We start from the raw sequence: 15,231 nt of genomic DNA, 5'->3' as shown, positions 1-15,231 counted from the left end.
CATCCGGCGCGCGAGATCGCGCGCACGGATTTTCGGAGGAGACACATGAGAAATCGCCGCATCTTCATCTACATATTTCTGTTTTCGCTCACGAGCATCAACTACATCGACCGCGTCGCGCTGTCGGTCGCCGCGCAGCCGATCGCGCACGAGTTCGGCATCAGCCCGATCCAGATGGGCTTTCTGTTGTCGTCGTTCATCTGGACGTACTTTGCGAGCCTGATTATCTGGGGTCTCGCGCTCGACCGCTGGGGCACGCGCTACGTCAACGCCATCGGCATGGCGATCTTCTCGCTCGCCACCGTCGCGACGGGCTTCGCGTGGAGCTACGCGTCGATCCTCGTCACGCGTCTCGTGATGGGCGCGGGCGAGGCGTCGTCGTATCCGGCGGGCGGCAAGGTGATCCGCGAATGGATGCCGGCGCGCGAACGCGGCATCGCGGCGGCGACGCTCAACAGCGGCTCGTACGCCGGGCCGGCGATCGGTGCGCTGGTCGTCGCGTGGGCGGTGCAGCTCTTCGGCTGGCGCACGGGCTTCGTGCTGGTCGGCAGCTCGGGCGCGATCTGGCTCGTCTGCTGGCTCAAGTGGTTCAGGAAGCCCGAGTTTGCGAGCTTCATCGACGACGAAGAGCGCGCGCTGATCCTGCGCGAGCGCAATGGCGGAATGCCCGACGCGCCGAGCGGCCCGACGCTCTCCATTCCCGACCTGCTGAAATCGGTGAGCGTGTGGGGTCTGCTCATCACGCAGGGCTTCGGTTCGTACGCACAGTTTCTGTTTCTCACGTGGCTGCCGAGTTATCTGCAGACGGAGCGGCATCTGGACATCGTGACGAGCGGCTATTTCACGGCGCTGCCGTATGCGCTTTCGGTGATTCTCGCGCTCGGGATCGGCAAGCTGAGCGATCGTCTGCTGCCGGTCGAAGCGATCAACAAGGGCGGACGGCGCACCATGGTGGCGGCGTCGATGCTGCTGACATCGGTCGTGCTCGCGACGCCTTTCGTCGATGACATGTGGGTGATGGTCGCCGTGTTCACGCTGTCGCTGACCGGCGCGCAGGCGGCGCTCGCGATGAACATCGCGCTGATCGGCGATTTGCTGCCGTCGTCGGCTGAAGTGGGACGCGGCACGGGCCTGCTGATCACGGGCGGCGCTTCGTTCGCGATGATCGCGCCGATCGCCACCGGCTATGTGGTCGCCATCACGCACAGCTACAACAACGCGTTTTATATCGCGGGTGCGCTCGCACTGGCCGGCGCGCTCGTGAGCCTGCTCATGACTCGCTCACCGATTCGCAGGTCCGACAGCGTCGCGACCGTCAACGAAGTATCGGTCGGCGTCTGAGAATAATTTCATAAGGAAATCGAAATGACCAAAAAGCAAATGACCCTGATCGGCTTTCTGCAGGCGCAGAACTGCTCGACCTATCCCGGCTCGTGGCGGCACAGCGCGGCGATGCAGGACTTCACGACGCCCGAGTATTACCAGCGCATCGCGCGCACGCTGGAAGAGGGCAAGTTTCATCTGGCGTTCTTCGACGACCGCCTCGCGATGCCCGACATCTATGGCAACGATCATGCGCAAACGGTCGAGAACGGCGTGCGCGCCGTGAAGATGGACCTGGTCTCGATCCTCACCGCGATGGGCATGGTCACGTCGAAGATCGGCCTCGGCGCGACGTATTCGACGACGTATTACGAGCCGTTCCATATTGCGCGCACGTTCGGCACACTCGATCTGATGACCAAGGGACGCGCCGCGTGGAATGTCGTGACGTCGCTGAACGATTCGGAAGCGGCGAACTTTGGCGAGAGCGCGCATCTCGAACACGATCTGCGTTACGACCGCGCCGACGAGTTCGTCGAAACCGTGATGGGCCACTGGGACACGTGGGAAGACGGCGCGCTGATTCTCGACAAGGAAAGCGGCCGGTTCGCGGATGCATCGAAAGTGCATCGTCTCGATCATGAAGGGCGCTTCTTCAAGTCGCGCGGTCCGTTCACCGTGCCACGCTCGCAGCAGGGACATCCTGTGCTGATCCAGGCGGGGCAGAGCGGGCGCGGGCGGCAGTTCGCGTCGCGCTGGGCGGATCTGATCTTCGTCGTCTATCCGAATCTCGCGGTGGGCAAGAAGCAGTACGCGGAGATGAAACAGGCGCTCGCCGACGCAGGCCGCAATCCCGATGAGGTGAAGATCTCGACCGCATGCTACACGATCGTCGCGGAGTCGGAAGAGATCGCGCAGAAGGAGCGCGAGTACATCGACGCGCTTGCGAAGCCGATCGATTCGCTCGCGCTGCTGTGCGAAGTGCTCAACACGGACTTCTCGAAGCGCGGCTACGACGATCCGTTCAGCGATGCCGAAATGGCCGCGATTTCCGGCTGGACCGGTTTCCGCGATCGCGTGGTGACGCTGTCGGGCAAGAAGAATCCTTCGGTGCGCGATTTCGTGGACTTCTCCAAGCGCGCGCGCATCGACGAGTTTCCGGTGTTCTGCGGCACGCCGAAGACGGTCGCGGATCAGATGGAGCAATGGTTCGTCGAGGGCGGCGTCGATGGCTTCGTGATCGCGCCGACGCACGTGCCCGGCGCGTACGAGGACTTCGTGCGGATGGTGGTGCCAGAACTGCAGCGGCGCGGGCTGTTCCGCAAGGACTACACGGGCGGCACGCTGCGCGAGAACCTTGGGCTGCCGATTCCGCAATCGGGAGACTGGCGCAAGACGGCGTTTCCGAGGACGTCGAAGATCAAGGTGGCTTGAGCGGGCGGGCGTTGGTTCGACAGCGAGGCTTGCACTAGGCGAGTCTCCGCTGGCGGTCGAGGTGGTCGAGTTCCGCAAAGAATGCGTCGCCGTCGGCGTATTCGCCGCGGTCGATCCGCTTCTGGCCGATTTCGAGAATCTTCAGGAGCGCGATTGTCTGCTGCGTGGCTTCGCAGGTCCGCGCATCCTGAACGACAAGTTTCGCTTCGCCATTCCGCGTCGTGATGAGCGGCTTTACGCGATCGGCGATAGGCATGGGGGCGCTCCGTTATAGTCTGATCGACTGATGAATATAGACTGTTTTCGGTTTGGCGCCCATCTCGATCGGGCAGGCGAGTTCCCCTATATCCCTGTCCGACCACTCGCAAGCGAAAGCCGAAATCTCGCCAGATAGATATAGCACGCGTGTATGCAAGCAGCGCCGACGCCGGTCGCAAGCAGCACGCCCTGCGCCCCATACAGGCGCACCAGCAGGACATTGCAGAGCACCTTGACCGAGAACCCCAGCAGCGAAACGATGGAGATCGTGCGATAGCGCATCTCGCTCGCGAACAACTGCACGAGCACGCACATGCCGAAGTAGAACGGCACCTGCAACAGACCGAAGCGGAACAAGGTGGTGACGGCGAGCGTGTCGTCGGCGGTGAACGCGCCTTTCTGAAACAGCAGCTTGATCGCGTACGGCGCGAGAACATAGGCCAGGCAGGCGCCGAGCAAGCCTACGGTCAGCATGACACCCGACCACTTCAGCGCGGTGCTGCGCGCGCGCACGTGATCGCCCTGAAAAAGGATCTCCGACAGAATCGGCAGCGTGGCGCGGCTGATGGCGAGCGCGCCCATGCTGAGCAGCAGCGAGAGCAGCCGGTTCGCATAGCCGAGCGTCGCGATCGCGCCATCGCCTTGTTGCGCCATGAAGTACTGGTCTACCGGAAGCCACAGTCCGGCGACCACCGATCCGACCATCAGCGTGCCCATCGAGCGGATGGTCTTCGGCCACTGGGGCGCGTTCATCGAGACGCGCGGCATGTCGGACGCGCCGTCCGCGCGCCGCGCCAATATCCTGAGCCATACCGCCTGCACCACGAAGCCGATCGACGTGCCCAGCACGAGCGGCATGATCGACTCGCTGTTTTGCGCGGCGAGCACAAAAATCAGCAGGCCGATGGCCGGCACGCATTCGAGCAGAGTATTGATGTGCCGTCCCGAAGCCTGAAGCCGCGACGCCGATATGCAGATGGTGAAGGTCAGCACGCCGACCGGAATCATGCCGAGGATCATCTGCCGGACGCTCTCGCGTGTGGACGGAGACAGACTCGTGGCGACGAGCTCGGCCATGTAAGGCCAGGAAAGATAGAGCAGCAGGCAGAACGCCAGGGAAATAACGAACCCCATGCCTTCGAGTTCGCCGAGAAATCCGTTCTGTTGCGATTTATCCTTGCGAAGCGCGACGAGGGCCGGCACGAGCAGCACGCTCAGCTCGTTGGTGAGCAGAGTGGGCAGCCAGGTGACGAGTGTGAGAGCAAGCTGATAGGCATCGACAGTGCCATTGATTCCATAGCGGTAGGCGATCGCCATTTCCTTCGATGCGCCTATGCACTTGCCGGCGAGAACGAAGATCAGGAGAACGAACGCGCTTCTCGCGATTCGCTTGTGATCCTGATGCATGCCGCCCAAGCGTCTTCGGACGGATTCCACCGCTGCGGTAAGCACTAAACCTCCAGTCAGCCGATCGCCCTGCGTAATGACCCAGGACGATATCTTTATAGTTGAGCGTTGTAAGGCCGGACGAATGCAGGCCGCCCGAGAAGGAATAAAACCGCGCAAGAAGCCGTCGATGACTCTATCACGCGCTTCAAGACGTTTGATCGAGGGTATGAAGCTCGCTTTGTTACGCAGCATTACTGCTTCATAAGAATGCGAATGCGCGACGCTTGCTTTCGATAAGATATGCGCGGTATGTCTCAGACAAGACGGCTGTACGGTGATAATCACGTCGATGAAGTTATCTGGACATTCTCGACACGCAATAATCGGAAAGGATGAATCAAGCTTTGATCAAGGCCATTTTGTGGGATATGGACGGTACGCTCGCGGAAAGCGAGTCGCTGCATTTGCGCACGCTGATTGCGGCGCTCGCGCGTCATGGCGTGGAAGCGGGCGAGGAGATGCATCCGCTCGTCTTCGGCAAGACGGGGCGTGAAGTGCATGCGCTGTGTTGCGAGCGCTTCGGCTTGTCGGTCGATTACGCCGACTGGTCCGCGTTTCGCGCGAGGACCTATCTCGAAGGTGCGCCCGCGCTCGTGCCGCGCCCCGGCGCGCTCGAGGTCTATCGCGCCGCGAAGGCCGCGGGCATCACGCAGGCGATCGTGTCGAACGCATCGCGCATGCTGCTCGAAGCGAATCTGCGCGCGCTCGGCATCGAGGAGCCGTCGCTCGTCACCATCAGCGTCAACGATGTGCGCCACGGCAAGCCGAGCCCCGAGCCGTACGAGCGTGCGGCGTGGCTGCTGCGTCTCGCGCCCGAGGAAGTGATCGCGGTGGAAGACAGCCCGACGGGCGCGCGCGCCGCCATCGCCGCGCATATGCGGGTGCTCGCCTGGCCGTTCGACGATGAAGGCGCCGCGCTTTTCCCCGCAGAAGCGCAGGTCGTTCGCTCGCCGCGCGAACTGGCGCTGGCGTTGGGTCTCGATGGGGATTCGCTTTGCGCGCGCGCTGTATCGTCAATGAGATGACACATACGCCGAATCAGCAAACGGAGCAGGGATAGCGAAGCTTGCGCGCATCCGCCGCGTCTCCGCCGCTGGCGTCAAGCCAAAAAGCCTCTTGAATTCCCGGTTGAACTGCGATGCGCTCGTATAACCCACGGCGAGGCTCGCTGCCTCGGCGGTCAGGTCCTGGCGGATCATCAACAGACGCGCCTGGTGCAAGCGCGTCGACTTCAGATACTGCATCGGCGAAACCTGAGTGATCGCCTTGAAATGGCTGTGGAAGCTCGGGATGCTCATTCCGGCTTCTTCGGCCAACTGTGACACGTCCAGCGGCTGCCCATAGCCGGCATGAATGAGGCGCAGCGATTTGCCGATTCGCCCGAACTGTCCTCGCATCGCCAAGGCTTCGCGCATCGAGCCGCCCTGTGCTCCGGTCAGAACGCGAAAGTAGAGTTCGCGCAGCAGACCCGGGCCGAGAATCGCGGCTTCGAGCGGCCGGCTCATCGCCTCGAGGAAGCGCAACACGGAGGTCTGCATCGCGTCGTCCATCGGTGTCGACATCATGCTTTGAGGCGCCTGCACGTAATCCGGCACGCCTTCACGATCGATCTGCGCCGCCAGTTCGGCGGCCAGCGTGAAATCCAGGTGAAGGTAAAGCGCGAGCAACGGACGCTTCTGGCTAGCGTCGGTTTCCATGCTGAACGGAACGGGCACCGACACGGCGAGATAGTGATGCTCGTCGTATAGATATGTCTGATCGCCGAAATAACCACGTTTGCGGCCCTGACAGACGATCACGATGCCGGGATCGTAGAGAACCGGCGTGCGCGACAGCGGCCGGTCAGAACGCAGGATGCGAACGCCCGGCAGCGCCGTGAGGTTGTAGCCTTCCTCGGGCGCCATCGCGCGAAGCAGCGCGATCATGCGGTTCCGGCTTGGCGCAGAGTGCGCCCGTTTCATGCTCATAGGTTTAGGCAATAAAGTTAGCGGATCGTGGCTTGGCTAGCGTCCTTCGCCATACTATTCTGCACTCTCCAGTGAACATTCGAGAGGAAAAGCTCCCATGGCATCCAGCAAGATTCTGCTCATTACCGGCGTCAGCAGCGGTTTCGGCCGTGCGCTCGCACAAGAGGCGCTGGCAGCCGGGCACACGGTCGTCGGCACCGTGAGAAGCGATCAGGCAAAGCGTGACTTCGAGTCCCTGTCTGCGAACGCCGCATTCGCGCGTGTGCTCGACGTGACCGATTTCGATGCCATCGATGGCGTCGTGGCGGAAATCGAGGCGTCCGTCGGGCCCATCGACGTGCTGGTCAACAATGCCGGCTACGGGCACGAGGGCATCATGGAGGAATCGCCCTTGTCCGAGATGCGCAGACAGTTCGACGTGAACGTGTTCGGCGCCGTCGCCATGATGAAGGCCGTGATTCCGTTCATGCGCAAGCGCAGACAAGGCCGCATCCTGAACATCACGTCGATGGGCGGTCATATCACCATGCCGGGGATTACCTACTATTGCGGAAGCAAGTTCGCACTGGAGGGTGTCTCCGAAGCGCTCGGCAAGGAAGTCGAGCCGTTCGGCATCGCCGTGACAGCCGTCGCGCCGGGTTCGTTTCGCACCGACTGGGCGGGCCGCTCGATGACGCGCACGCCCCGGTCGATCGCGGATTACGATTCCGTCTTCGATCCCATCCGCCAGGCGCGCGAGGAAAAAAGCGGTAAGCAGCTGGGCGATCCCCGCAAGGCGGCGCGCGCGATGCTTGCCGCCATCGTCGCGGACCATCCTCCCGCGCATCTTTTGCTCGGTAGCGATGCGCTCCGGCTCGTGAGAGAGAAGCTGTCGGCACTGGAGCGCGAGATCAGTGACTGGGAAGACGTCACGGTTTCCACGGACGGCTGACCGGCCGCGTAGCCCGGCAGCAGTTCCGCTCGGCGATTGGTACTATCGACCGATCCCCACCATCACGCGATTCCATGCCGACTTCCGCCGCCTCCGCTCCACGCGTTGGCCCTCTGTTCGCCCTCGTCCCTTTCCTGCGGCCGTACGCCGGGCGCTGGGCGCTCGCGTTCCTGGCTCTCGTGACATCGGCGGGCGCGACACTGGCGCTGCCGATGGCGTTCAGATACCTGATCGACCGCGGCTTCGCAAGCGGCGACCGGACCCATATCGATCGCTATTTCATCGGGCTTTTTGTCATCTCGCTCATCCTCGCCGGTGCGACGGCGCTGCGCTTTTACTGGGTCTCGTGGCTGGGCGAACGGGTGACGGCCGATTTGCGGCGCGCGGTCTACGATCACATCATGGGCATGAGTCCGCAATTCTTCGAGACCACGCAAACCGGAGAAGTCCTGTCGCGCCTCACGACCGATACCACGCTGATCCAGACTGTGGTCGGCACGAGCCTCTCTCTCGGATTGCGCAATGCCCTGCTGGCGACGGGTCGTGTTCGTGTTCGCCGCCATGGTGTTCGTGCTCTGGCTCGGCGCGCAGGCGGTCCTGGCCGGACACATGACGGCGGGTCAATTGTCGCAGTTCATCCTGTATGCGGTGTTCACGGCGGGCGCCGTGGGGACGCTCGCAGAAGTATGGGGCGATCTGCAGCGCGCCGCCGGCGCCACCGACCGGCTCATGGATCTGCTGGCGGCGCGCTCGCCCGTCACGCAGGCCCGCACGACCGTGCCGATGCCGCCAGCAGGCGAAGGCATACGCTTCGACGAGGTCGGCTTCTCCTATCCGTCCCGTCCCGGCATCAGCGCGTTGTCTGCATTCTCGTTCGATGTGCGTCCGGGTGAACACGTCGCGCTCGTCGGGCCGTCGGGCGCGGGCAAGACCACGCTGTTCCAGTTGCTGCTGCGGTTTTACGATCCGCAGTCCGGAAGCATTTCGATCAACGGTGTCCCGACGCAGCACATGTCGCTCGACGCATTGCGTCGGGCGATCGGTGTCGTGTTGCAGGACTCGGTGATCTTTTCGGGAAGCGTGCTCGACAACATTCGTTACGGCATGCCCGAGGCAACGCTCGCGCAGGCGCGACACGCCGCCGACATGGCCGCCGCCGCCGATTTCATCGAGGAGCTTCCGCAAGGCTACGACACGTTTCTTGGCGAGCGGGGCGTGAGGCTGTCCGGCGGACAACGTCAGCGGATCGCGATCGCACGTGCCATCCTCAGGAATCCGCCCATCCTGCTGCTCGACGAAGCCACCAGCGCGCTCGATGCGGCAAGCGAACGGCTGGTGCAAACTGCGCTGGACAATGCCGCGCAGAATCGCACGACCCTGGTCATCGCGCATCGGCTCGCCACTGTTCAGCAGGCCGACCGCATCGTCGTGATGGAGCACGGGCGAATCGTCGCGCAAGGCCGTCACGCCGAATTGCTTCGAAGCTCGCCGCTGTATGCGCGGCTTGCCGCGCTTCAGTTCGGCGAGCTGACCGCAAGCGATGCTGCGTGACCGATGAAGCGGCCCCATGCCAGAGGCACAAAGACATGACCCATGAGAACGTGAATATTTCGACTCGCGATGGCGTGTGCCCCGTGTATGTTTTCACGTCCGGCGCGGCAACACCTTCGCCCGCCATCATTTTCTATATGGATGCGGGCGGCATCCGGCCTGCCGCACTCGCCATGGCCCAGCGCCTTGCCGATACCGGATATGTCGTTCTGCTGCCCGACTTGTTCTATCGGTACGGCGCTTATGGTCCTTTTGATCCGGTGGAAGTGTTCAAGGGCGACGTGCGAGCGATCCTCGGCCCATTGATGGCGACCACGAGCAACGAAAAGGCGGCGGAGGATACAGCAGCGCTTCTGGGTTATCTCGACACGCGTATCGATGTCGAGCGCAAGCCGATAGGTGCAGTCGGCTTCTGCATGGGTGGCGGCATGGCGATCGCCGCCGCGGGCACCTATCCCGATCGCTTTGCCGCTGTGGCCAGCTTTCACGGCGGAAACCTCGCGACCGACGCACCCGGAAGCCCGCATCGCCATGCGCCGCAATTGAAAGCCGAAGTCTATATCGCAGCGGCGGAAGGCGACGAGACCTATCCGCCAGCCATGGCGCGGCGTCTCGAGAACGCGTTCGATCAGGCCGGCGTGCGGTACTGCGCTGAGACATATGCCGGTGCATCGCATGGCTGGATGAAACCGGACTTTCCCGTCTACGATCCGGTGGCCGCCGAGCGCGGATGGTCGAAGATGATCGGGTTCTTCGACCGGACACTCAAGAATTCGAATTGAACCGCTCGTGATCAGGCGCGCATCAATCCGCGCCTATCCGATAATTGCCCGTCTTCTTGCCGACGAAGTTGTACGAGCCCTTCTCGGCGGGAAGCTGCTGTACCTGCTGCCAGTCGAGTTCGCCCTTTATGCCCTTGTACTTGCCCGTTCCCGAGCCCAGCACCGCTTTTCCCGCAGGCGTGCCCGCCGCGTGACTGAAGGTCTCGACGAAGTTATCGCCATCCTTGTCCGTGAAGACGCAGAATCCGTTGGCAACGCCCGCGCTGAAACCCGCTTCGACGCAGCGCGCGGTGATGTTCTGCATCAGCGGTGTCTTCCTGTTCTCGGCGAAGCCCATGGTCGCTTCGGATAGATAGACGGCGTTATCCGTTCCGACCGGCGTCTCCTTTACATCGCGCCAGAATGCCGTAAAGGTCACATCTATCGGCCCCTGCTTTGGAATCGATTGTGACCATCCGATAGTGCTCGTCAGCAGGGTTGCAGAAAGCGCAACAATCCGCATGCTCGCACGACGCGTGAGCCTTTTCATATCGCACCCGGTCACAGACCCATGGCTGAGCAATGCTTAAAGTTATAGAGCTTTCGAGTTGAAAGTTCTAGTTTCAGCGCATGCTGAGCCGCCCAAACAGGACTTCGAACGAATTTCTCCTGTGACTAATGGACGATCCAGAAGCCGTCGGCGATTTTTTTCCGGCGTTGACAAATAAAAATACGGCGCCTTAGACTCTGCACATCCCGCGAGGCCTGACAAAGACGTCCGCCCGAGGATCCGGCACAGAAGCCCCCTGACGAACCACCGGTTCGTCAGGGGGCTTTTTTTTGTCCGCATTTTCCCTGTTCTAGCGTTCACTTCTCTGGAGAATCCGCATGTTGCTGAAGCCGTCGGGCTGGATGCGTCTCGCCCTCACCGCAGGACTTGCAATGACGTCGCTCGCATCGAGCGCGGCCGACCCCGTGAAGATCGGCCTGCTGGAGGACGCCTCGGGTAACTTCGCACTGGCGACCATACCGAAGATCCACGCCACGCAGCTCGCGGTCGAAGAGATCAACGCGAAGGGCGGCATCCTCGGACGTCCCGTGACGCTGATCGCCTACGACACGCAATCGGACAACACCAAGTTTCAGGAGCTTGCACGGCGTCTCGTCCAGACGGACAAGCCGGATGTGATCTTCGGCGCTTTCTCCAGCGCGTCGCGCGAAGCGATCCGCCCGATCATGGACCGCGCGCATCAGCTCTACTGGTACGACAACCAGTACGAAGGCGGTGTCTGTGACACGAACACCTTCGTGACCGGCGCGGTGCCGGAGCAGCAATTCTCGACGCTCATTCCCTGGATGATGCAGAAGTACGGCAAGAAGGTGTACACCATCGCCGCCGACTACAACTTCGGGCAGATCTCCGCGGAATGGGTGCGCAATATCGTCAAGGAAAACGGCGGCACCATGGTCGGCGAGGAATTCATTCCGCTCTCGGTATCGCAGTTCGGCCAGACGATCCAGAACATCCAGAAGGCGAAACCGGACTTCGTGGTCACGTTGCTGGTCGGGGCGAATCAGGCGTCGTATTACGAGCAGCAGGCTTCGGCGCATCTGAATCTGCCGATGGCGAGTTCGGTCAACGTCGGTCAGGCGTATGAGCACAAACGCTTCAAACCGCCCGCGCTCAAGGACATGTACGTGACGGCGAACTACGTCGAGGAAGTCGATTCGCCCGCGAGCAACGACTTCAAGAAGCGCTTCCACGCGAAGTTCCCGAACGAACCGTATATCAACCAGGAAGCGGCGAACGCCTACGACGCCATCTATCTCTACAAGGCCGCCGTAGAAAAGGCCAAGTCGACGAATCAGGATGCAGTGCGCAAGGCCCTCGAGAGCGGCGACATCTGCACGGAAGGCGCGCAAGGCAAGGTCTGCATCGATCCGAAGAGTCATCACGCGAGTCACACCATCTATCTCGTGCACGTGAAGGAAGATCACTCCGTCGATATTCCGAAGGTCTGGAACGACGTGCAGCCGTACTGGCTCGGGAAGGTCGGCTGCGATCTGCCGAACAAGCCGGATCACCGTCAGTACACGCCGTCGAATCTGCCGAAGAAGTCCTGATCCGGGCCGGCGCGCGCTCGAACGGACACGTGCGCGCGCCGGTCTCCTGAACGTGGGGCAAGCATGGCCACCTTATCGGTTCTCTATTCGCTGATCTATCAGTTCGGCGACAACTTCGCGTATCTGGTGCTCGCGGCGCTGGGTCTCGCGGTGATCTTCGGCATGATGGGCGTCATCAATCTCGCGCATGGCGAGTTCATCATGTGCGGTGCGTACGTCACGATCATCGCGGCCAAGCGCGGCGTGCCGCTGCCGCTTGCGATGCTGCTCGGCGCGTTCGCGGCGGCGCTCGCGGGCGTGGTCATCGAACGGCTCGTCATTCGTCACCTGTACGACCGCCTGTTCGATTCCGTCGTGGCGACGTGGGCGATCAGTCTCATCGTGCAGCAGACGATGCTGCTCGTGGCCGGTCCGTCGATCGAAGGCATCGGCACGCCGTTCGGGTCGTTCTCGCTCGGCGACTACTCGTTCTCGACGTATCGCGCCGTGCTGCCGGTCATCGCGCTGGCGATCCTGTTCGGGCTCTATCTGCTGTTCTTCAAGACGAACTACGGCGTCTGCGCGCGCGCGACGATCCAGAACGCGAGCATCGCGCAATGTCTCGGCCTGCGCACGGACCGGCTCTATACGCTGACCTTCGCGCTGGGCGCGGGCCTGGCCGGACTCACCGGCGCGCTCTACGCGCCGACCATGACCGCGGTCCCGACGATGGGCAGCAACTTCATCGTGCAGGCGTTCGTGTCGGTGGTCGTCGGCGGCGCGAACGTCATCGCGGGTACAACGCCGGCCGCCGGCGTGCTCGCCATCATCCAGACCGCGCTGACGGCGTCGTATGGCCAGTTGTTCGGGCAGATCGGGCTGCTGGTCACGGTCATCGTCGTGATCCGGCTGATGCCGCAGGGCCTCGGCAATCTCTTCACCCGCTTGCGCTAGGAGGCAGACGTGAAGCAATCGAAGGTACCTCCGGCGCGCGCGCTGCGTTACGCGCCGTGGCTCGTGGCGCTGTGCCTGCCCCTCGTCGTCGATGCGAATACCAGCGGCAATCTCGCTTACTGTCTGCTGTGGGCGTTCAGCGCGCTCGGGCTCGCCGCGATGTGGGGCTACGGCGGCATTCTGTCGTTCGGACAGACCGCGTTTTTCGGGCTGTCGGGCTACAGCTACGGCATCTTCACGCTGAACTACGGCGACACATGGTTCCAGTCATGGCTCGGCCTCGGCGCGGGACTGGCGGTGAGCGTCGTCGCCGCGGCGCTGATCGGCTACATGATCTTCTATGGCCGGATCAAGGGCGTGTTCATCGGCATCGTCACGCTGTCGGTGACGCTCGTGCTCGAAACCTTCATGTCGCAGACGGCCGGGCCGCAATGGGCGATCGGCGAAGCGCGGCTGAACGGCTACAACGGCATGGGCGGCATGCCGCAACTCACGATTCCCTGGCCGGGCGGACCGCTCACGCTGGAGAACGCGAGCTTCTATTACCTCGTGCTGCTGCTGCTGATCGCGGTCTATGCCGCGATGCGCAAGCTGCTCGACGGCACCTTCGGGCTCACGCTCATCGCCATACGCGAGAACCCGCAGCGCGCGGAGATGCTGGGCGTCGATATCCGCCGTCATCAGTTGCTGGTGTTCGTGCTCGGCTGCACGCTGGGCGGCCTGTCGGGCGCGCTGTACACGATCTGGGGCGCCTACATCACGCCATCGACGATGGGCCTCACCGCCGCCGCGATGCCCGTCATCTGGGTCGCGACCTCGGGCAGGAAGAGCATCGGCGGGACCATTCTCGGCACGGCGCTGCTCGTCTGGCTCTCGCAGAATCTGGCGGTGTACGGCAGCCAGTATGCATTGATCCTGCTCGGCGCGATTCTGCTGATCGTCGTGCTGGCCGCGCCCGAAGGCCTGCTGCCGTTCGTCACGCGGCAACTGCGGCGCGTGGCGTGCCGCGTGAAAGGCCGCGCGAACGGCGGCGCGCGTCACGCGGGCGCGTGTCTCAAGCGAGAGGAGGGCAAGTCATGACCACGCTGCTGGAAACCCGCGGGCTCAAAAAGCATTTCGGCGGCGCGCATGTGATCAACGGGATCGACTTCAGGATCGACGCAGGCGAGATTCGCTGCGTGATCGGACCGAACGGCGCGGGCAAGAGCACGTTCTTCAAGCTCATCACGGGTGAGCATCGGCCGTCGGAAGGCAGCGTGATGTTCCTCGGCCAGGACATGAGTCATGTGCTGCCGCACGAACGCATCCGCATGGGCATGAGCATCAAGTTTCAGATTCCCGGCGTGTTCCCGGACCTGAGCGTGCGTCAGCACCTGCAACTGTCGCTGCATCGCGCGAAGGACGACCGCGCCGAAAGCCTCGACGAACTCCTGCGGCGCTTCATGCTGGAGCACGAGGAGCACGTGCTGGCGCGCAATCTGTCGCACGGCAAGAAGCAGTGGCTCGAAATCGCGATGGCCGTGTCGCTGCGCCCGAAGCTGCTGTTTCTCGATGAACCCGTGGCGGGCATGTCGGTCGAGGAGACGCATGCGACGGGCGAACTCATCAAGCGTCTGTCGGCAGCCGGTCTCACGATGATGGTGGTCGAGCACGACATGACCTTCGTCAGGCAGATCGCCTCGCGCGTCACGGTGCTGCATGGCGGGCGTCTGCTCGCCGACGGCCCGCTCGACGAGATCCTCGCACGCGACGATGTCGCGGAAGTCTATCTGGGGAAGCGGAAATGAGCGCGTTGCTCGAAGTGTCGGGTGTGGAAGCGGGCTACGGTGGCGGGCGCGTGCTCAATGGCGTGTCGTTCGGCGTCGGGCCGGGCGAGGTGCTCGCGCTGATCGGGCGCAACGGCGTCGGCAAGACCACGCTGATGCGCGCGCTGATCGGTCTCATCCGGCTCGACGCCGGTTCGATCGGCCTGGACGGCACGGCGATCGGTCACGAGAAACCGTACGTTCGCGCGCAAAAGGGCATGGGCTACGTGCCGCAGGGCCGCGAGATCTTCGGTGCGTTGACGGTCGCCGAAAACCTGCAGGTCGGCGCGCAGGCGAATCGCGCGCAGGCGGCGCGGATGAAGGAGAAAGTCGTCGGCTATTTTCCTATTCTTGAGAAGCGCTACCAGCAGAAAGCCGGGACCATGAGCGGCGGCGAACAGCAGCAGCTGGCGATCGCGCGTGCGCTCATCAGCTCGCCGAAGGTGCTGCTGCTCGACGAGCCGTCGGAAGGCATTCAGCCCTCGATCGTCGATCTGATCGGCGAGACGCTGCAGCAGATCGCGCGCGAGACGGGCATCGGCGTGGTGCTCGTCGAGCAGGACATCGGCATGGTCGAGCGCATCGCGACCCGCTGCTGCGTGATGGACAAGGGCCGTATCGTCGAGACACTGAGCCCCGCGCAACTCGGGGACGAACAACTGATTCGCCAGTATCTGGCACTGTGACGGAGAGCG

14 protein-coding genes and 1 pseudogene are annotated in these 15,231 nt (G+C 62.8%); 11 read left to right on the top strand and 4 right to left on the bottom strand.

The window, feature by feature from the left end; all coding sequences use genetic code 11:
* Window positions 1-45: 45 nt before the first annotated feature.
* Window positions 46-1,341 (top strand): MFS transporter, encoded by a 1,296-nt coding sequence (locus NK8_RS25235; protein WP_213230915.1) that lies wholly within the window; start codon window positions 46-48, stop codon window positions 1,339-1,341.
* A 24-nt stretch (window positions 1,342-1,365) separates the two neighbouring features.
* A complete protein-coding gene (locus NK8_RS25230; protein WP_213230912.1) occupies window positions 1,366-2,757 on the top strand; it encodes an LLM class flavin-dependent oxidoreductase in 1,392 nt (463 codons plus the stop codon).
* A 34-nt stretch (window positions 2,758-2,791) separates the two neighbouring features.
* On the opposite strand, the gene NK8_RS25225 is transcribed toward NK8_RS25230, so the two are convergent.
* Both NK8_RS25225 and murJ read right to left on the bottom strand, forming a co-directional pair.
* Window positions 2,792-3,013, bottom strand: a complete 222-nt coding sequence (locus NK8_RS25225; RefSeq protein WP_213230910.1) for a prevent-host-death protein — start codon at window positions 3,011-3,013, stop codon at window positions 2,792-2,794.
* An 86-nt stretch (window positions 3,014-3,099) separates the two neighbouring features.
* Entirely contained in the window at window positions 3,100-4,422 is a 1,323-nt protein-coding gene (murJ, locus tag NK8_RS25220) for a murein biosynthesis integral membrane protein MurJ (protein ID WP_225936374.1), read from the bottom strand.
* 374 nt (window positions 4,423-4,796) lie between these two features.
* Here murJ and NK8_RS25215 point away from each other — a divergent pair, with 374 nt between their 5' ends.
* The gene (locus NK8_RS25215; protein ID WP_225936373.1) at window positions 4,797-5,489 is read left to right on the top strand and encodes an HAD family phosphatase; all 693 of its coding nucleotides are present in this window, start codon (window positions 4,797-4,799) and stop codon (window positions 5,487-5,489) included.
* Here NK8_RS25215 and NK8_RS25210 read toward each other — a convergent pair.
* Window positions 5,478-6,389, bottom strand: coding sequence for an AraC family transcriptional regulator (locus tag NK8_RS25210; RefSeq protein WP_213230906.1), 912 nt, complete (start codon window positions 6,387-6,389; stop codon window positions 5,478-5,480). The genes NK8_RS25215 and NK8_RS25210 overlap by 12 nt on opposite strands.
* A gap of 139 nt (window positions 6,390-6,528) precedes the next feature.
* Here NK8_RS25210 and NK8_RS25205 point away from each other — a divergent pair, with 139 nt between their 5' ends.
* From NK8_RS25205 to NK8_RS25195, 3 genes and pseudogenes are all read left to right on the top strand, one after another.
* A complete protein-coding gene (locus NK8_RS25205) occupies window positions 6,529-7,362 on the top strand; it encodes an oxidoreductase (protein ID WP_213230904.1) in 834 nt (277 codons plus the stop codon).
* Window positions 7,363-7,436: 74 nt separating this feature from the next.
* A pseudogene (locus tag NK8_RS25200) lies at window positions 7,437-8,913 on the top strand (ATP-binding cassette domain-containing protein).
* Window positions 8,914-8,948: 35 nt separating this feature from the next.
* Entirely contained in the window at window positions 8,949-9,695 is a 747-nt protein-coding gene (locus NK8_RS25195) for a dienelactone hydrolase family protein (protein ID WP_213230901.1), read from the top strand.
* Between the two features lie 22 nt (window positions 9,696-9,717).
* On the opposite strand, the gene NK8_RS25190 is transcribed toward NK8_RS25195, so the two are convergent.
* Entirely contained in the window at window positions 9,718-10,113 is a 396-nt protein-coding gene (locus tag NK8_RS25190) for a hypothetical protein (RefSeq protein ID WP_225936372.1), read from the bottom strand.
* Window positions 10,114-10,562: 449 nt separating this feature from the next.
* Between NK8_RS25190 and NK8_RS25185 the strand changes: the two genes are divergently transcribed.
* From NK8_RS25185 to NK8_RS25165, 5 genes are all read left to right on the top strand, one after another.
* Window positions 10,563-11,798: an urea ABC transporter substrate-binding protein gene (locus tag NK8_RS25185; RefSeq protein WP_162068766.1), complete on the top strand. Its 1,236-nt coding sequence runs from the start codon at window positions 10,563-10,565 to the stop codon at window positions 11,796-11,798.
* A gap of 63 nt (window positions 11,799-11,861) precedes the next feature.
* Window positions 11,862-12,731, top strand: coding sequence for a branched-chain amino acid ABC transporter permease (locus NK8_RS25180; RefSeq protein ID WP_162068765.1), 870 nt, complete (start codon window positions 11,862-11,864; stop codon window positions 12,729-12,731).
* 9 nt (window positions 12,732-12,740) lie between these two features.
* A complete protein-coding gene (locus NK8_RS25175; protein ID WP_213230898.1) occupies window positions 12,741-13,811 on the top strand; it encodes an ABC transporter permease in 1,071 nt (356 codons plus the stop codon).
* The gene (locus tag NK8_RS25170) at window positions 13,808-14,518 is read left to right on the top strand and encodes an ABC transporter ATP-binding protein (RefSeq protein ID WP_213230896.1); all 711 of its coding nucleotides are present in this window, start codon (window positions 13,808-13,810) and stop codon (window positions 14,516-14,518) included. The genes NK8_RS25175 and NK8_RS25170 overlap by 4 nt, the downstream gene beginning before the upstream one ends.
* The gene (locus NK8_RS25165) at window positions 14,515-15,222 is read left to right on the top strand and encodes an ABC transporter ATP-binding protein (RefSeq protein WP_162068762.1); all 708 of its coding nucleotides are present in this window, start codon (window positions 14,515-14,517) and stop codon (window positions 15,220-15,222) included. Before NK8_RS25170 ends, NK8_RS25165 begins: the two co-directional genes overlap by 4 nt.
* Window positions 15,223-15,231: the final 9 nt, after the last annotated feature.

This window comes from Caballeronia sp. NK8 (assembly GCF_018408855.1).
GTDB lineage: Bacteria > Pseudomonadota > Gammaproteobacteria > Burkholderiales > Burkholderiaceae > Caballeronia.
The sequence above is the reverse complement of the archived record's forward strand: the minus strand, read 5'-3'. Positions and strand labels throughout refer to the sequence as shown.